The following is a 17,454-nucleotide window of genomic DNA, read 5'->3' as shown; positions in this document are numbered from 1 at the left end:
TAAAATTCTGCCAATTTCATTTATCTTTACTTTTGTTTTCGATTTGCTCATGAAAACGGATTTTTTGTGTCTTGTTGAATGCTTTCATGAATGCCAGAATAGCCTGGAAAAATGTCTGGATGATGATGGAAGGGAAAAATGAAAGCACAAACGCTGATTGAACGGTTTGGACTGGTGGCACATCCCGAGGGAGGGTATTACCGGGAAAGTTATCGAAGCGATGGCATCATCCCGCCATCGGGTTTGCCTGAGCCATTCACCGGCAGCCGCCATTTTTCGACTGCCATCTATTTTTTGCTTGAACAAGGACAGTATTCCCGTCTTCACCGCATCCGTTCCGATGAGATATGGCATTTTTATCTGGGCGGACCCCTGCGGCTGGCCATGATCCATCCGGACGGGAAAACGGATAAAATTATCCTCGGACAGGATATCGCCGCGGGACAAACTCTTCAATACGTCGTTCCCGCAGGCGTCTGGTTCGGTGCGACGCCTTGTGCGGAAACGGATTTTTCATTCGTCGGGTGTACTGTCGCGCCCGGCTTCGATTTCGCCGATTTTGAAATGGGAAAGCGAGAATCGCTAAAATCCGCTTATCCGAAAGCATGGGCGTGTATCAATGAATTCGGGATGTGACGTAAAAGCGGATTTGCCTCTCCTGATTTGAAAAGTATGCTCCTGATTTCATGCATGGGTCCATTTCAGGGGTGACCCCTTGAATAATCGCCGTTTCCGGAAATAGCCGGTCATCCTCCATTTTCCGGCATGAAGCCCGTACCTGTCCTGTTTCGATCCCGTCCCTGTCCAGTCTGGCACAGCGCGTGCAGTCTCCAGACCGGAGTCGTCCGTGTAGTTGAAATTACAAAATCAAATGTTTACCATGTATTCCATAACGATATCGGATATAAGCGGTAGAAATTAGTGGACAAGAACATTCAGAAGTATCAGGCTTTCATCAAGGCCGTGGAATACGGCAGCTTTACGAAAGCCGCCGAAGTGCTGTTTTATTCCCAGTCGGGGATCAGCCGCATGATCAGCGATCTGGAAAGCGAATGGAAAGTGACGCTTCTGGAGCGCAAGCGCGCCGGAGTCAGGCTGACGTCTGAAGGCCTGAAACTGTTGCCTTTCGCGAAAAGCGTTTGTGAAGAATACCGGAAATTGCAGATGGAAGTGGACGAGCTGAACGGCCTGCAATCCGGCCTGATCCGTATCGGCACGTTTTCCAGTGTGGCGACGCACTGGCTGCCGAACATCATCCGTGCTTTCCAGACGGATTATCCGAATATCGAGTATGAACTTCTGCCCGGCGATTATGCCGAAATCGAAGGCTGGATCGAGGAGGGGCGTGTGGACTGCGGGTTTGTCCTTTTGCCGACCCATCCGGATTTCGAAACGGTTTTTCTCGAACAGGACCGTTTTCTGGCGGTGCTCCCGGAAAACCATCCTCTGGCAGAGTATGAACGCGTTCCGGTCGCTGCCCTGTGCAAAGAGCCGTTCATTTTGCTGGAAAAGGGGGCCAACGACGACGTATCGGAAATTTTCCGGCAAAGCCAATTGACTCCGAAAGTACGTTATACCCTCTGGGATGACTACGCCATCATGTCGATGGTGGAAAGCGGCCTCGGGGTCAGTATTTTGCCGGAACTGATTTTGAAACGCATCCCTTACCGGATCGTCACGAAAGAGCTGGACGTTCCCGCCTGCCGCCATATCAGCCTTGCGCTGAGGGAGTCGAAAACGGCTTCCGTCGCTGTCAGGCGGTTTCTGGATTATTTAAAGTACAGATAGGCTTTTCCAGTGGGTTTTGCCACTTGTTCACCAAAAAAACAAACCGTATTCAGGAATTTTTCATGGGACGGTGATTTTTGCCTTTTTGACTGATTCTTTTGATATGGCAGTCAAAAAAATCCGCTGATTGATGCTTTATTACCCGTGAGAAAAGTTATCCTGTTTATGCACGAAAGCTGTGGACAAGGTGGTGGAGAACACTGTGAAGAGCCTGCATTCATGCGGTACGCATGAGTGCTGCCTTTTTTTTGGGCAATATGGGTTGTTTCACTCGGGAAAACGGTTCCGGCATGAGCCTGATGAATACCTCGTCAAATAACATAAATGCGCTATAAATTACCGATTCCGGAGTAAGATCGGATATGTTTTAAACGTATCCGGAGAAAGGAAATGAAGAAAATAGATCCTGAAAACTGGGAAGGCAGGGAAATGTTTGCGCAGTTTTCTGCCATGGAATGCCCGTTCTTTTCAGTGACAACACGGTATGATGCAACGGCTTTGCTGGAGAAGGCAAAAAAGATGGATGTTTCTTTTTCAAGTGTCTGCCTGTTCGCCGTTTCAAAAGCCTTGAACGAAGTCGAAGCCTTCAGGTATCGGGTGCTGGAGGGGGGCGATATCGTGTTGTACGATAAAATCGATACGGTTTGTCTGGCGATGCGGGAAGACAGGGCCATCACGGCGGTTCGTGTGCCGTTTCAGACTGATTATGTGGCGTTTGAAGAGGCTCGCAGGCAGGAAGAAGCCAAAACGCTGGCTTTGCCCGAGCCGTATTTTTACCGAGGATATGAACGCGACGTGTTTTTCATTTCTATCGTTCCCTGGCTCGCTTTTACGGGAATGACGCATCCGGTTTCTCTTGGAAGCCGGTATGATTCCATTGTCCGGATGACGCTCGGGAAATATGAATCCTCCGATGGTCGGGCGACAATGCCTGTCGATATCCATTCCCACCATGGTTTTGTGGATGGCTACCGGCACAGCCTGTTTTTCGAGGCGATGGGCAGGAGTGCACAGAATATCTGATTCACACGTCTGATAAGTCCGGCTTGCCGGCGAGACATTGACAGTACAAGACAGAAAGTTTTTTATGGGCAATACTTCTCCTTACGCCGCTGCCGATTACGATAATAATATCGAACGGACGGTCCCGTATTATTCGTTTTTTTACCGGCAGACGCTTGATCTCGTTGCCGCGCTGGGGCTGGATGCATTCCAGTGGCTCGACTGCGGGTGTGGTACCGGGACAATGGCGGAAATGGCTTTGACGATGTTTCCGCAGGCGCAATTCACGCTGTGCGATCCTTCCGAAGAGATGGTCGGTCTGGCGAAACGGAAGCTGTCCGGCGAAAAAAGGGTGAAGGAGTATCGGGTTATCGGCACGGAAGGCATCGGTTTCGAAAACCGTTTCGACGTTATCACAGCCATCCAGTCGCATCATTATTTCAGGGAAGACGAACGCGTGAAGGCAACGCAAAACGTTTATCGTGCCCTGAAGGCTGATGGCATTTACATTTTCTTTGAGAATACCGCGCCGCTGACAGAAGAGGGCAAAAAGATCGTCATGAAGCGCTGGGCGCGATACCAGCGTGAACATGGAAAGACTGAGAATGAAATCAACACCTACCTGTCACGATATGGAAAGAACTATTTTCCGATCACTTTGCATGCCCATCTGGAAAACCTGAAACAAGCCGGGTTCAGGATAGCGGAACCGTTCTGGCTATCTGTCATGCAGGCCGGTTTTTACGCTATCAAGTAAAGATTCGCCGTTATTTCCGTCGGGTGCCAACGATCCGGCATTGCAGCAGGCTGGAACCGTCTTCGTTGAAGAGCCGGTTTTCCCAGAGAAAATAATTGTCCCGGATATCGGAAAAGATCCATTTCATTTTGCCTTCGGCTGTTTCGGTCAGGACAATGTCGTCGCCTTCCTTTTTCGCTTCGAGCCGTTCGGCTTCACCGGTTGCGCCGTAAAAAATATCCCAGGCTTTTGTTCCGGGATTGAAAATCCTGAGTGTCGTTCCCCATGTCGCGTCCGGCTGGGGATGGATTTGCCTTTCGGCGCGTGACGGACAGATGAAAACGTCCTGAATGGCGGTTCCATCCAGAACCCATGAAAAAATCCATTCGCCTTTGACTTGCCTTTCACGTCCGGTACCGTGATTGTCACTGTAAAGAATATCCCATTCGCCGATCAGAAAGCCGAACCAGTCATATTCTTTCGGGATTTTGCCTTTTTTTCCAGTATCGATCAGCGCATCCGAAAATTCGTTCATTGTCTATCCCTTTTCAGTCTGGTTCACCTCTTCATTATGTCATTGCCAAAGCGGTTGAAAAAACGTTTTTACAAAATGAAAAACATCTTTTAGAAGCGTATTTTCGTTCTTCTGTCAATTCACACAATGGCAATAAATCTGCCATAAATATCCGGCCGATGTTGAAAACAGGGTTAATATTGGTGTACGGACTGAGCCGTTTATGGCTTTTGAAAGCGCAGTGATACATGAGTCACACATGGAATTAAAACGCCGCTCGTCCGTAAACAGCTAAATCGATGACTGGTAAAAAGGGTTAAGGAGAAGGATGGAAATTGAACTGGCTGATGAACTTTTGCGGGACTGGTATGACTGGTCGAGACAATGGAGGCCCGATCTGGATATGCCGCATCTTGCACCGTATTGCAGGGAAGCCAAAAGCGCAGGAGGGTGGGAAGGTGATTCCGACATCATGGAAGAATCTTTTCATCGCAATACGATGGAAGCGATCGATTTTTGCGTTAACAGTCTTCCGCCGGAATACAGTCTGGCAATCGGGCTGGAAATGCGCAAGCGTCGTGGAGCCGCAAGGGAATGGAGAAACGGGTGTCGTGGCGTCAGCTACAAAATGGCTGTTGCCGCAATACTTCCCAAGTTAAAGGCAAAATATCTGATTTAACAATAAAATATTATCAATTGGATTCGAATCGGCTGATTGTCCCTGAAATGAAGCGTTATATGATTCGAAGTGAAACGGACGGCAAAACCGTCCGTTTTTTATTTTTGAAAATAATATGAAAAAAGTGCGTGACATAGCTGACAGAAGAAAAAATATCATTAAAATAATGAATGTGGTGGTTCCGCTCGCCTGTAGCTTTCGCAAATGTTCCTTTTCCTGGCATGGGTGAAGACGACAGGTAACTGACAGAACCGCTCTGAAAACAGGCCTCGCTTATGCGGGGCTTTTTTTATGCCAAAAACCTCCTGTATTGTTGTTCCTGTCGTTGGACCAGAGCGGTTTTGCGCGGTCAACCACCACATCTTTATGAAAAAACGACTGTCTTTATATGACGGATCGATGGCCCTGCCGATTGGCGGGGCTTTTGTTTTGAGGGTTAGCTATGTCCGAACCACGGCTCCCGGGTGAAGACCGGGACGAAAAAGAAGCGGTTTTTAACCGGATATGGAAAAAAGACGATGCGTTTTACGAGCGTTACCGCTTGCAGAGGCATCGACTGAAAGCAAGACGAAAAAATCTCAACCCGGCTTTTTACAAGCCAGACCGTATGGATGAAAAAAAATGAGTTTACAAAGTGAATTTGAAACACTGGTCGGGGCCAGTTGCGACAATCGGGTTTATCCGAATGTCGCCCCTGCCGAAGCCGAAAAACCGTATTTGACGTATTTCCGGGCCTCGAGTGTACCGGCGACTCTGGATATGGATTCGGAAGAGGTTATTCAACTCTTCAATACCGTTTTGCAGGTCGATGCCTGTGCAGCGACTTATACCGAAGCGGTCAATCTGGCGCATGACGTCCGGATGAAGCTTCGTGAATGGGAAAGACAAAACAAGGTCAGGCAGGAAAAAGACCTTTATGAAGTTGAAACAGGTTTGCATCACGTTGTTTGCGAAATTTCTGTCTGGCACCCGTAATCCGGACAAAATCGAAAACAAGGTGATTCATCAGTTGCCGCCCGCTTTCTTTTTTGGGTGGCTTTTTTATTTTCAGGAGATATATATATGGCAAGTACCGCAATTTCCGCACAAGGTTCCTCTATCGAAATCAATACCGCCGCTTCCGGCGAGGCGACATGGACCAAAATCAAAAACATCATTTCTTTCACCGGTTTTGACGGTGCAGCATCTGAAATCGACGTGACCGATCTGGACAGCACGGCAAAAGAATTCCGTCTGGGTTTGCAAGACCACGGCAAATTCTCTTTCGACATGCACATTGACCGTGCCGATGCCGGTCAAATCGCTCTGGAAGCGGCACGCAAGGCAGGCAAGGTCACGCAGCTGAAACTGACCCTGCCAAACGGCGATGCAGCGACTTTCTCCGTACTGGTCAAATCCACCCCGATTACCGGTGGCATTGACGCCGTACTGAAAGGTTCCGTCGAAACCCGCGTAACGGGAGACATCACATGGGCGTAACGCTTCTTGACAGAGAGGCAATTCTCGGCGCAAAGGACACTTATTCCGAAGTGGTCCAGGTCGAGGAATGGGGCGGGCACGTCTGCATCCGCGCCATGACTGGCGCAGAACGCGACGATTTCCGCGCCGCCATCGAGGGGGCAGAAACTTCTTTGGTTGGAAAATTCGAAGCTCCCTTGCTGGCACTGACGTTGGTCGATGAAGAAGGCAAACGCCTTTTTACCATTGACGACGTCGAAGTCTTGCGTGCCAAATCCGCGACGGTTCTGGACAGACTTGCCCAAATTGCACTTCGTGTAAATGGCATGTCTGATGGAGCACAGGAGGAAGCCGCAAAAAACTGAAGGCGCGACCGGAGCTCATGATGTGGTTCCGGCTCGCGCTTTCCCTGGGCATGTCGGTCAAACGTGCCAAACAGGAAATCGACAGCCATGAATTCTGTTACTGGATGGCTTACTACGGGCTCGAGCCGTGGGGCGAGACAGTAGCCGATATGAGGCATGGCATAGCCGTGGCGACTCTGGCGAATATCAACAGGAATACCGAGGCAAGACCGGAACCTTACTTACCCGCGGATTTCATTCCGTGGATGGAAACGAACCGGCAAAAACCCGTTGAACCGGGGCCTATCCTGCTTGACGAACCGGATGCGCAAACACGGCTGATCAAGGCAGCCGTATTCGGTTGCCAACCCGAGTGATGAATGCCCCTTTTCACAAGAAAGGGGCATTTCATTATTCATGAATAACAGTTGATCAAACACGCTTTTGGCGGGTTTGGGAGGAAAAACATATGTCAATATCATCTGACCAGTACATGCAAAAGATGGAGACCGGCATGATCGACGTGCGCCAGTGCGTGATCAAGATGGAAGCGTCTCTCCAGAAACTGGTTGCCGATTCGAAGGCAATGCAGCAACTGGTAAAACAGTCACTGGCGAAAGACAAACAGGGTGCGGCAGCGGGCAAATCCGATGCGGGCGCCGATGCCAAAAAGGGCGATTCTGCAAAAAGCGGGCTACTGGATAATGTCATTTCCAGCCTGTCCAAAAAACTGGCTGACGGAATCGGCAGCGCTCTGTTGAAGGTGCTGGGGCTTGAGGAAAAGAAGAAAGACAGCGGCGCTGCCGGTCAGGCACAAGGGGCTGGCACCGGGGCAGGCGCAGCTGGAAAGGATGACAAGGCCAAGGCAAATAAGAAGGAAAATGCAGACAGTCTGAAAGACAAATCCACCGTTGAGATCATGGAACAGGCGATTAAGGATTTTGGTGGTACCGCCGAGGATGCCAACAAGCGGATTTACGATTCCATGTCCGTTGCGCTGAAAAGTTCATCTGATGCATTGGTCAAATTCGTGACGACGGGCAAGCTGAATTTCAGCGATCTGGCCAAATCCATCATTTCTGACATTATGAAAATTCAGGCAAAGGCGGCCATTGCCGGGCTGGCGCAGTTTCTTTTGGGGACGGTTTCTTCATTCATTGGCGGTTTGGGGGATTCGGGTTCTATTCCGGCAGGTGAAAGGCTTGTTGACCAGAAATTGAATTTGAATGTTGGCGGAACAGGTGGATCCGGTTTGGGGTTTAATCCAAATGGCAGTGGGCCGGGCTTCAGGGCAGCTGGCGGTTTCGATGTTCCATCAGGTGTCAATCCGGTTACCCGGCTTCACGAAAAAGAAATGGTGTTGCCTGCCCAATATGCCGACGTCATTCGTGGCCTTGCCAATAATGGGGGTGCATCCGGTGGCGGCATCAACATCAATACCAGCATTTCAGTTGCCAGTGATGGCACATCGAACCAGAAAAGCGATGGCGGCGGCAGCTCGCAGCGTCAGCTGGCCGATATGATTAACGATCAGACCAAGGCAGTCATTGCGCGCGAAATGCGTCAGGGCGGCCTGATCTGGAATATGAGAATGGGTGTGGCATGAGCGTAAAAGAAACTTTCACATGGACGCCGCTGGTAGGCAGTAACGGATCCAAAAAATACCGTGTCCAATCGGCCCAGTTCGGCGACGGTTACCAGCAGGTTGCCGCTGACGGGATCAATAACCAGATCGAATCCTGGCCTGTGTCGTTTACCGGAACGAAAGACGAGATCAAGCCGATCAAGGATTTTCTCGACCGTCATGCCGGTTATCAGGCGTTTTACTGGACACCTCCTATGGGCGAAAAAGGCATGTTCCGTTCTTTCGATATCACCCTAACCCCGCTCGGTGGCGACATTTATACGTTATCGACCGTTTTTGAACAGGCATTCTGATTATGATTACAGCAGATATTCAGGGTTTGGAACCCGGTGAAAAAGTGCAATTGTTCGAACTGGATGCCAGTGGAATCGGCGGGGATTATTTCCGGTTTCACGGGTACCAGACAGGAGAAATCTGGTGGCAGGGCAAGGAGTATTCAGCCTGGCCGATTCAGGCGGAAGGGTTTGCCAGAACGGGGGAAGCACAGCAGCCCGCACCTGTTCTTACTCTGGGTAATGTGGATGGTTCCATTTCCGCCTTGTGCGTTTATTTCGACGATCTGGTCGGTGCGAAACTGTTCCGCCATACGACGTTGGGTAAATATCTGGATGCAAAAAACTTCCCGGATGGTAATCCGACCGCCGATCCGAATGAGGCCTTTCCGAGCGAGCTGTGGTACATCGAACAGAAAAAGGCCGAAAGCAATGATGTCATCCAGTTTGAATTGTCCAGTGCACTGGATTTTAACGGCGTCAAACTGCCTCGCAGGCAAATTGTCGCCAATGTTTGCTGGTGGCTTTCCAGTGGCGGGTATCGCGGAGCTTATTGCGGCTATACCGGAGAGGCCTGTTTCGACAAAAACGACAAGCCGGTCACCGATCCGAAGCTGGATCAGTGCGGAGGCAGGCTGACGTCCTGCAAATGCCGTTTCGGCGAGCATAATCCCTTGCCGTTCGGCAGTTTTCCGGCGGCGGACCTCATCAGGACCTGACATGACGCCACAAACGATCGATGCCATTCGCAAACATGCAGAGAAAGAATTTCCGAAAGAAGCGTGCGGTCTGCTTTGTATCATACGCGGCAGGGAAAAATACCTTCCCTGTCGCAATATGGCAGGCAATGACGAACAGTTCATTCTCTCTTGCCAGGACTATGCCAATGCAGAAGAAAAAGGAGAAATTCTTGCTGTCGTTCATTCCCATCCGAACGTCCCGGCTATCCCAAGCGAAGCCGACAAAACGGCATGCGAGGCCAGTGGCCTGACATGGCATATCGTCCATGTGTCGGATGAAGAGGGCAAGCCGATTGCTGACGATATTGTCAGTTTTGAGCCATGTGGCTACGAGGCGCCTCTTGTAGGACGGGAGTTTTCGCACGGAGTCAACGACTGCTATCAGCTCATCCGCGACTGGTATGCCCGCGAACGGGGTATTGTCCTGAAAAATTTCGACCGGACGGAAGGCTGGTGGGAACGCGGTGAGGACCTGTATATGAAACATTATGCCGATGCCGGTTTTTATCCAGTTCATGGTGAACTGGAAGAGGGCGATGTCATTCTCATGCAGGTCAGGGCGTATGAAGCCAATCATGCCGCCATTTATCTGGGTGAAGGCATGATGTTGCACCATCTTTACGGAAGATTGTCCAGCAGGGATGTGTACGGTGGTTACTGGAAAGATGTCACCCGGGCAGTGGTGCGTTATGGCGATGAACAGTGAAATCCATGTCGGTAATCGCAGGGGATTTTGCCGTAAAGGCAGGATATGGCGCCATTCGTACAAACCGGTTTTCAACGCGCATGGGGAAAACGGGGGCTGTTCTGTTTTTGTGGCATCAGGATCAACAGCCCGCCTGAAGCGGGCTTTTTTTATGGGTGAACGATGACTTCATTAAAAACAATAAGGTTGTACGGCAAGCTCGGCACGAAATTCGGCCGTCTTCACCGGCTCGCCGTTAACAGTGCGGCAGAAGCCGTCCGTGCATTGTGTGCATTGCGGCCCGGTTTTGAGCGGGAATTGATGACCAGCCGGGACAGGGGGATTGGCTATGCCGTTTTTCTGGGCAAGAAGAATCTGAAAGAAGAGCAACTGACCGAAGAGGCTGAAGAACGTGAAATCCGGATCGCTCCGGTATTGCAGGGGGCGGGTTTCGGCTCCATTTTCAAAATCATCCTCGGCGTGGTACTAGTCGTGGTTTCATTTTACATCCCGGCGACATGGGGCGTATGGGGTGAAGTTCTTGCCGTGGCGGCAAAAGGTCTTGGTATGTCACTGGCGATGGCAGGCATTACCGAAATGCTGACGCCAAAAGGACTTTCAGCCAGAGACAGACCGAAAAACGGCGCTTCCTACACTTTTAACGGCCCCGTCAATACCACGGCACAAGGCAATCCGGTCCCGTTGGGATATGGGCGCATGATTATCGGTTCTGCCGTCATCTCGGCAGGGATTTACAGTGCCGACCGGCTTTGAACAATTCATTCCTGCATGCAGGCATCGCCTGCAATCGCACAACATACCCGCGAAACGCGGGTTTTTTTACGGGTGAAAAATGACACCATTAAAAACAATACGTTTATACGGAAAACTGGGCACGCGGTTCGGCCGGATTCACCGTCTGGCCGTCGCCAGTGCCGCCGAAGCCGTCCGGGCCCTGTGCATGACCAGACCCGGTTTCGAGCGCGAGCTGATGACGAGCCGGGACAGAGGCGTCGATTACGCCGTTTTTCTGGGAAAAAAGAACATTAGTCAGGAAGAACTGGCCGATCCGGCCGGCAAGGATGACATCCGGATCGCTCCGGTTTTGCAGGGCGCCTCCAAGGGCGGCATATTCCAGATCATTCTCGGTGCCGCACTGATGGTTTTCGCCATGTGGGCGCAAGGTTCCTTTACCTCCCTCGGCAGCCTGTCGGAAGCGCTCAAGGCGAAAAGCTGGATCGGCGTGACCGCCATGATGGGGATGTCGATGATGATGGGAGGTGTCTTGCAACTGCTTTCGCCACAAATGAAAGGCCTCTCGACGAGAGACAACGTTGAAAACGGCGCGTCTTACGCATTCAACGGGGCTGTCAATACCACGGCACAGGGAAATCCGGTTCCGGTAGGGTACGGACGAATGATAGTCGGTTCGGCAGTCATCTCTGCCGGCATTTACGCAATGGATCAAAAATGAATATTATCGGTTACAAAAAAGGCGGGGGCAGTTCTCATACGCCTGTCGAACAGACAGACAACCTGCACAGTACCGCGTATGCACGGGTTCTGGATCTCGTCGCTGAAGGCGAAATCAAAGGGTTGGCCAACGGCCTTCAGTCCATTTATCTGGACGAGACGCCACTGGCCAACCCGGATGGTTCCCTGAATTTCAAGGGCGTCTCGGTCGACTTTCGGGCCGGAACGCAGGATCAGGAACATATTTCCGGTTTTCCTGCGGTTGAAAATGAAATCGGAGTCGGCGTCGAACTGACTTCAAAACAACCCTGGATTCACGCCATCAACAATCTGCAATTGTCCGCTGTCCGGGTTCGCCTTTCTGCAGACGGTCTTTCAAAAGCCAATACCTCCAATGGCGACATCAACGGCTACCGTGTGGAGTATGCCATCGACATCTCGACGGATCAGGGCAGTTTTGTCGAAGTGCTGAAAACGGCCTTTGACGGCAAAACGACCAGCAAATATGAACGGACTCACCGTATCGAGTTGCCGAAAGCAAGCAGTGGCTGGTCTGTCCGGGTACGGCGCCTGACGGCCAACGCTAACAGCCAGACCACCTCGGACAGAACGTCTGTCATTTCCTATACGGAGGTGATCGACGCCAAACTGCGCTATCCGATGAGTGCCATCGTCGGCGTTCAGGTCGATGCGTCACAGTTCCAGAGCATCCCGGTGCGCGCTTACGACATGTACCTGAAAATCGTCAAGGTCCCTTCCAATTACGACCCGGAAAAGCGGACTTATGACGGTGACTGGGACGGGACGTTCAAACCGGCATGGAGCAACAATCCGGCATGGGTTTTTTACGATCTGGTCTTGAATGACCGGTACGGCCTTGGCCATCTCGTCTCGGATATACAGATCGACAAATGGTCGCTTTACCGGATTGCCCGATACGCCGACCAGATGGTGCCGGACGGCAAGGGCGGCTATGAACCCCGTTTTACCTGCAACGTCTACATCCAGTCCCGTAAAGAAGCCTACGCCGTCCTGCAGGACATCGCCTCTATTTTCAGGGGTATAACTTACTGGGCAGGCAGCAACATTACGGCATCGGCAGACATGCCTGTCGAACCGGTCTATACCTACACGGCAGCCAACGTGATCGACGGAAAATTCACCCGTATCGGTACCAGTCGCAAAACGCGCTATACCGTCGCACTCGTCAGCTGGAACGATCCGGCCGATTTTTATCGGGCCAAAGTCGAATATGTCTCCGATGACGAAGGGATCAAACGCTATGGTGTCCAGCAGCTTGAAATCACGGCATTCGGCTGTACGTCACAGGGCGAGGCGCAGCGCCGGGGACACTGGGCACTTGTCACCTCACGACTGGAAACCGGAACGATCAGTTTTTCCGTCGGTCTTGACGGCGCCATTGCCTTGCCGGGACAGATTGTCCGTGTCGCCGACCCTCACCGCATGGGACGCCGCAATGCCGGCCGCATCAAATCGGCTTCAGGCCGTGTCGTTGTTCTCGACAAGGCACCGACCGTTACGGTCGGCGACAAACTGACGGTTATTTTGCCTACCGGTGAAACGGAAACACGTACCGTTGTCAGAGTCGTGGAAGACAGTATCACCGTCAATGCCGACTGGTCGACCCTTCCTGTCGAAAATGCCGTCTGGTCAGTCGACAGCATCGATCTGGCCGCGCCGATGTACCGGATTATCTCGATTGCAGAAAAAGACGGCCTGACGTATGACATCTCCGCTGTCCAGTATGAACCCGGTAAATTCGATTACATCGACAATGCCGTACGCATCACGCCGAAACCGGAAAGCGTCAAGGAACTGAGACCGAAACCACCAGTTAACATCGATGTCAACGAATCGCTTTACGTCGTCGGCATCCGCTCCTTCGGTATCCGGGCTACCGTTTCCTGGACGAGCGACGCCCATCGTTTCGAATTTGCCTACCGCAAGGAAAACGGTACATGGACGACACTGAATACCCGTGATCCATCCATCGACATTTACGGTCTGGATGAAGCGGTTTACGAATTTTCCGTCACGGCCATTTCTTCGACCGGCCTCCAGTCCGAGCCGACCTTGTACACCAAGGAAATCATGGGCCTGAAACTGGTTCCCGCCAATGTCCCCTGGTTCCTTATCGAAGGCAATACACTGTCATGGGGCCCGGTGCAGGATCTGGACGTGGACGGTTACATGATCCGTTTCCATTACGGCCACAACCGCAGCTGGAGTGACGCCAGCCCCTTGCATAGCGGTGTGCTGACCCAGTGTCCGTTCACACCGGAAAAATTCCCGCAAGGCCCGATCACGCTCATGATCAAGGCCGTCGATACCAGTGGCAATGAATCGGCCAAACCGGCTGTGATCGAAACCCAGTTCGGCGACATGCTGGCGGGCAATGTGATCGAGACCATCGATTTTCAGGAACAGGGCTATCCGGGTGTCATCGTTGGGGCGGAAGTGGTCAATGGCAGGATTCAGGTCAACAATGTCATCGAATTCTTCAAAGAGGACGAAGCCGCGGACTTCTTCAACGAAGACGAACATTCCGATTTCTTCAAGGAAGACTACACCGGCATGTCTTACGAAACGACTATCGTCACGCCGAACGAGGCCGTCGTCGGCAGTACGATGACCTTCGACGTCGCCATGACGGGCGACTTGATGAAGATTTCCTATCGCGGTTACGGTGGCACGAAGATGTATGGCGACGATGTCGAAAAAATGTACGGCGACGACGATTCGCTCTTTTATCCGTCCCCGGGTGAATATATGCCATGGCCGGGACAGGTTACGACGCAATATATGCCTTACCAGTTCAGGCTCGATATCGGGGCAGGGTATGCCCAGCCGACTGTCGATACCTGCAAGGTCATCATCGACGTACCAGACATCATGGAACAGATGAACGACATCGCCATTGCGGAAACGGGAACCCGTTTGCCGATCCGTGAAAAATACCACGTCATCGAAAACGTACAAGTCACGCTTCAGGACGACGGCGGCGAGGCCATCAGTGTCAAGGTGGTCGACAAGGACCCGAAACGCGGGCCATTGATCGCCTGTCTGGACGTCGACGGCAACTGGGTCAAGGGTATTGTCGATGCCACGCCGCAAGGGTATTGATTATTAATAAAAATAAATATGGATGCCTCCTTCGGGAGGCATTTTTATTAAAAAATCATGAAGAAAACAATATGGCCAAATTGCCTTCAAAAGAATTACTGAACGGTACCAAAGACCACGAAACGACAACGGGAGAATTCCGTCTGGCGATGGGAAACATCCGGGATTTTTTATTCGGACTCTTTGGTGACGACAGTTCAGACAAATGGCTCGTACGCGAAACGCTGGGAGCGGCGGAAAAATTTATCGGGCAAGCACAGGGCACGGGAGATGTCCTGATTGGAAAGTTCACGCCGACCATAAGGGAACTGGTGCATGGCATGACAGTCCTGCTCAGGGCATCAGCCGCCAATACGGCAGGCGTACCTACCCTTAAAGCCGATGAAACGTCGGCATTGCCGATCGTAAAAGGCGACAAACGAGCGCTTGATGTCGGGGATATCGCCGGAAAAGGCCACTGGCTGGAACTGAAATACGACCGGATCTGGAATAAATGGGTTCTTCAGAATCCCGCCAAGGGCGTGTCCCTGAAAGAGGAAATCGACGACAAGGCGGACAAACTCGAACTGCTCGATTACCTGCCTTTAGCCGGGGGAAGCATGAACGGTGCCCTGTCGGTCACATCGGGTTTGACGGTCGAGCCTGAAGATATGACCGGCCTGACCGGTGAAGGCGGAGAAATGGTTCTGAAAGGAGCCGGTTATTACCAGAATATCCATATCGACAATACCGCCGGAAAGTGGCGTGTTGCCGGATCGATCTATGAAAACTCACTTGTTTTCGATCCGGCGTCCGGAACGCTTGCCTGTGCCAATGTGACCGCCAACATAACCGATATAAACGACCATATCGTCCAGTCATGGACGGATGGAACCGGATGGTGGAAAAAATACAGGAGCGGCTGGGTAGAACAGGGAGGGTATTCATCAGCGGGTAACGGTGCAGCCGGGATCACGACGGTTTTTTACGTACCGTTTGCCAATAGTACCTATACCGTCGAAACCAGCAAATTGGGCGCCGGTTCACCTGTCATCAACGTGGTCAGCCGTGCGAACACGTCTTTCAATGCCAATTGCGAGGGGCAGGGCGGTTCCGGCTACTATTCCGGAAGCGCCATGTCCTGGTATGCCTGTGGGCAAGGCGCATAAATCAGGGTCTTTAGTGTCGAGTAAAACGCTTCGTTTGAAGCGTTTTTTTACAAGGAAAAAAGAATGACGAAATTACCATCAAAAGAATTGCTGGACGGGACAAAGGACCCTGAAACAACCACCGGGGAATTCCGGACGGCAATGGGACAGATGCGCGACTACCTTGGCGGATTGTTGGGTGAGAACAGTGCGGACAAGGAAGCGGCGCGTGCTGCATTGGGTGCGGTATCGCCGGACGATGTACGGCAAATGCGCTACATCTGCGGGCATGCAACGGGAACCGGGGATGCCTTCTTTGCCGTGTTCGATCCACCCGTGGAGCAATTGACCGACGCAACGACCGTGACCATCCGCGCCATTGGCCGCAATGAAACGGCAACGCCGACATTTAAGGCGGATGAAACGAGTGAGCTGGTCATCGTCAAGGGAACCGGCATGCCGCTGGATTGTGGCGATATTAACGGAAACGGCCACTGGATCGACCTGAGATACGACGAAACCCTGAACAAATGGGTATTGCTGAATCCGGCAACAGGGATTTTTGTGTCAGGTGTCCCGTCCACGCAGGCAGGCGGAACGGCAAATGCCATCGTTGGCTGTTTCAATCCGGCTATTATCGAACTGAAAAACGGCCTGAAAGTCAGCGTCCGGGCAACAGCTGCCAATACCAGTGCCGAACCTTATTTTCAGCTTGAAGACTTTGCAGGATATCCCATCGTCAAAGGCATCAACCAGCCATTGATTGCCGGTGATATTGCCGGAGAAGGACACTGGCTTGACCTTCAGTTTGATGAAGAGGCGCTCATATGGATTTTGCAGAATCCTGCTTCAGGTGTCGTCTGTCCATCAGGCGTTCCAGTAGGCGCGATCGGCTATTTTGCCATGCAAACGCCACCGGCCGGTTATCTGAAAGCTGACGGCTCGGCTGTATCGAGGGCGACTTATCCGGATCTTTTTGGCGCTATCGGAACCACGTTCGGAGAAGGCGATGGATCGACCACGTTCAACCTGCCAGACTTGATCGACAGGTTCGCGCAGGGAAATGCAACGCCGGGACTGAAGATTGAAGCCGGTTTGCCGAATATAACAGGCAGCTTGACCGTGACGGCATCCAATCAGGGTTCAGCGGCATCAGGTGCCTTTAGTCGCACTCAAATCGGTGCAGTAGGAGGTGGCCTTGGCGGTGGTCAATATAACAGTAGCGGTTGCGGACCGAATTTGTATTCTTTCGACTCTCGCGTAAGCAATCCTATCTATGGTGCATCCAATACCGTCCAGCCACCAGCCTTGACCCTGTTGCCCTGCATCAAGGCTTTTGACGCTTATCCTGCTGTGCAGGCCGGTATTTCGGCCATGAATGCAATTGGAGCGCCGACAAGAGCTGCACGCGCAACTGTTGAACCCCATGCCTCGAAAGCATGGGTCAATTTCGACGCCTCATCCGGTGAAATCACTATCCGAAATGCCCATCATGTCGACAAAGTCATCCGAGTGGAAAAGGGCGCATTCGACATCATTTTCGACGGATCGGTACAGGCGGATTGTTGCACGGTGACGGTCTCGTCATCGGCATTGGTCTCTGCCGTCAATCTGGACAGTTTCACAGGCGATTATTTCCCGCCCTCTGCCAACCGGGTGAGAGTGGTCACTGCCTCGGGCTTTCCGATCCAGCCGGTAGATCCTGCCGATATCAACGTCGTTGTCAATCAATGAATGGTCTGGAAAGATCAATTTAAACAGTTGATTGAATACAGAATCCCGATTTGACATTAATTTTTTAAAGAACCTCCTTTCGTGGAGGTTTTTTTATGGAGAAAGGAAAGTGA

21 protein-coding genes are annotated in these 17,454 nt (G+C 51.7%); 20 read left to right on the top strand and 1 reads right to left on the bottom strand.

Annotated features, from left to right (window positions below; all coding sequences use genetic code 11):
* Positions 1 to 138: 138 nt before the first annotated feature.
* The 4 genes from BRW83_RS07715 (at position 139) to BRW83_RS07700 (ending at position 3,547) form a co-directional block, all read left to right on the top strand.
* Entirely contained in the window at positions 139 to 636 is a 498-nt protein-coding gene (locus tag BRW83_RS07715; protein ID WP_005880307.1) for a cupin domain-containing protein, read from the top strand.
* A gap of 285 nt (positions 637 to 921) precedes the next feature.
* Positions 922 to 1,788 (top strand): LysR family transcriptional regulator, encoded by an 867-nt coding sequence (locus BRW83_RS07710; RefSeq protein WP_005880308.1) that lies wholly within the window; start codon positions 922 to 924, stop codon positions 1,786 to 1,788.
* Between the two features lie 390 nt (positions 1,789 to 2,178).
* Positions 2,179 to 2,811 carry a CatA-like O-acetyltransferase gene (locus BRW83_RS07705; protein ID WP_005880309.1) on the top strand — a complete coding sequence of 211 codons (633 nt, stop codon included), beginning with the start codon at positions 2,179 to 2,181 and terminating at the stop codon, positions 2,809 to 2,811.
* Positions 2,812 to 2,875: 64 nt separating this feature from the next.
* Positions 2,876 to 3,547, top strand: coding sequence for a class I SAM-dependent methyltransferase (locus BRW83_RS07700; RefSeq protein ID WP_036602783.1), 672 nt, complete (start codon positions 2,876 to 2,878; stop codon positions 3,545 to 3,547).
* A 10-nt stretch (positions 3,548 to 3,557) separates the two neighbouring features.
* Here the strand turns inward: BRW83_RS07700 and BRW83_RS07695 are convergent, their stop codons facing one another.
* Complete coding sequence (locus BRW83_RS07695; protein WP_005880313.1) at positions 3,558 to 4,061, bottom strand: hypothetical protein; 504 nt, start codon at positions 4,059 to 4,061, stop codon at positions 3,558 to 3,560.
* A 307-nt stretch (positions 4,062 to 4,368) separates the two neighbouring features.
* Here BRW83_RS07695 and BRW83_RS07685 point away from each other — a divergent pair, with 307 nt between their 5' ends.
* The 16 genes from BRW83_RS07685 (at position 4,369) to BRW83_RS07610 (ending at position 17,341) form a co-directional block, all read left to right on the top strand.
* Positions 4,369 to 4,719 (top strand): hypothetical protein, encoded by a 351-nt coding sequence (locus tag BRW83_RS07685; protein WP_005880315.1) that lies wholly within the window; start codon positions 4,369 to 4,371, stop codon positions 4,717 to 4,719.
* A 442-nt stretch (positions 4,720 to 5,161) separates the two neighbouring features.
* The gene (locus tag BRW83_RS07680; RefSeq protein WP_005880317.1) at positions 5,162 to 5,344 is read left to right on the top strand and encodes a hypothetical protein; all 183 of its coding nucleotides are present in this window, start codon (positions 5,162 to 5,164) and stop codon (positions 5,342 to 5,344) included.
* Complete coding sequence (gene gp17, locus BRW83_RS07675; protein WP_005880319.1) at positions 5,341 to 5,694, top strand: tail completion protein gp17; 354 nt, start codon at positions 5,341 to 5,343, stop codon at positions 5,692 to 5,694. Before BRW83_RS07680 ends, gp17 begins: the two co-directional genes overlap by 4 nt.
* A gap of 87 nt (positions 5,695 to 5,781) precedes the next feature.
* Complete coding sequence (locus BRW83_RS07670) at positions 5,782 to 6,198, top strand: phage tail tube protein (protein ID WP_005880321.1); 417 nt, start codon at positions 5,782 to 5,784, stop codon at positions 6,196 to 6,198.
* On the top strand, positions 6,189 to 6,542 hold the full coding sequence (locus BRW83_RS07665) for a hypothetical protein (protein WP_005880323.1): 354 nt from the start codon (positions 6,189 to 6,191) through the stop codon (positions 6,540 to 6,542). Before BRW83_RS07670 ends, BRW83_RS07665 begins: the two co-directional genes overlap by 10 nt.
* Positions 6,543 to 6,559: 17 nt before the next feature.
* Positions 6,560 to 6,898: a phage tail assembly protein T gene (locus BRW83_RS07660; protein WP_155811808.1), complete on the top strand. Its 339-nt coding sequence runs from the start codon at positions 6,560 to 6,562 to the stop codon at positions 6,896 to 6,898.
* A 92-nt stretch (positions 6,899 to 6,990) separates the two neighbouring features.
* Positions 6,991 to 8,127 (top strand): phage tail tape measure C-terminal domain-containing protein, encoded by a 1,137-nt coding sequence (locus BRW83_RS07655; RefSeq protein ID WP_005880328.1) that lies wholly within the window; start codon positions 6,991 to 6,993, stop codon positions 8,125 to 8,127.
* Positions 8,124 to 8,459 (top strand): phage tail protein, encoded by a 336-nt coding sequence (locus tag BRW83_RS07650; protein WP_005880330.1) that lies wholly within the window; start codon positions 8,124 to 8,126, stop codon positions 8,457 to 8,459. The genes BRW83_RS07655 and BRW83_RS07650 overlap by 4 nt, the downstream gene beginning before the upstream one ends.
* A gap of 2 nt (positions 8,460 to 8,461) precedes the next feature.
* Positions 8,462 to 9,157: a phage minor tail protein L gene (locus tag BRW83_RS07645; RefSeq protein WP_005880332.1), complete on the top strand. Its 696-nt coding sequence runs from the start codon at positions 8,462 to 8,464 to the stop codon at positions 9,155 to 9,157.
* A 1-nt stretch (position 9,158) separates the two neighbouring features.
* A complete protein-coding gene (locus BRW83_RS07640; RefSeq protein WP_005880334.1) occupies positions 9,159 to 9,884 on the top strand; it encodes a C40 family peptidase in 726 nt (241 codons plus the stop codon).
* A gap of 5 nt (positions 9,885 to 9,889) precedes the next feature.
* Complete coding sequence (locus BRW83_RS12070) at positions 9,890 to 10,021, top strand: hypothetical protein (protein ID WP_257789308.1); 132 nt, start codon at positions 9,890 to 9,892, stop codon at positions 10,019 to 10,021.
* Between the two features lie 25 nt (positions 10,022 to 10,046).
* Complete coding sequence (locus tag BRW83_RS07630) at positions 10,047 to 10,637, top strand: tail assembly protein (RefSeq protein ID WP_005880336.1); 591 nt, start codon at positions 10,047 to 10,049, stop codon at positions 10,635 to 10,637.
* A 79-nt stretch (positions 10,638 to 10,716) separates the two neighbouring features.
* Complete coding sequence (locus BRW83_RS07625; RefSeq protein WP_005880338.1) at positions 10,717 to 11,337, top strand: tail assembly protein; 621 nt, start codon at positions 10,717 to 10,719, stop codon at positions 11,335 to 11,337.
* Positions 11,334 to 14,480: a TipJ family phage tail tip protein gene (locus BRW83_RS07620; RefSeq protein WP_005880340.1), complete on the top strand. Its 3,147-nt coding sequence runs from the start codon at positions 11,334 to 11,336 to the stop codon at positions 14,478 to 14,480. The genes BRW83_RS07625 and BRW83_RS07620 overlap by 4 nt, the downstream gene beginning before the upstream one ends.
* Positions 14,481 to 14,551: 71 nt before the next feature.
* Positions 14,552 to 15,628 (top strand): hypothetical protein, encoded by a 1,077-nt coding sequence (locus BRW83_RS07615; RefSeq protein WP_036602792.1) that lies wholly within the window; start codon positions 14,552 to 14,554, stop codon positions 15,626 to 15,628.
* A gap of 63 nt (positions 15,629 to 15,691) precedes the next feature.
* Positions 15,692 to 17,341 carry a phage tail protein gene (locus tag BRW83_RS07610; RefSeq protein ID WP_005880344.1) on the top strand — a complete coding sequence of 550 codons (1,650 nt, stop codon included), beginning with the start codon at positions 15,692 to 15,694 and terminating at the stop codon, positions 17,339 to 17,341.
* The last annotated feature ends 113 nt before the right edge of the window (positions 17,342 to 17,454 follow it).

Source organism: Oxalobacter formigenes, assembly GCF_002127965.1.
In the GTDB taxonomy this organism is placed as follows: Bacteria; Pseudomonadota; Gammaproteobacteria; order Burkholderiales; family Burkholderiaceae_D; genus Oxalobacter; species Oxalobacter formigenes.
The sequence above is the reverse complement of the archived record's forward strand: the minus strand, read 5'-3'. Positions and strand labels throughout refer to the sequence as shown.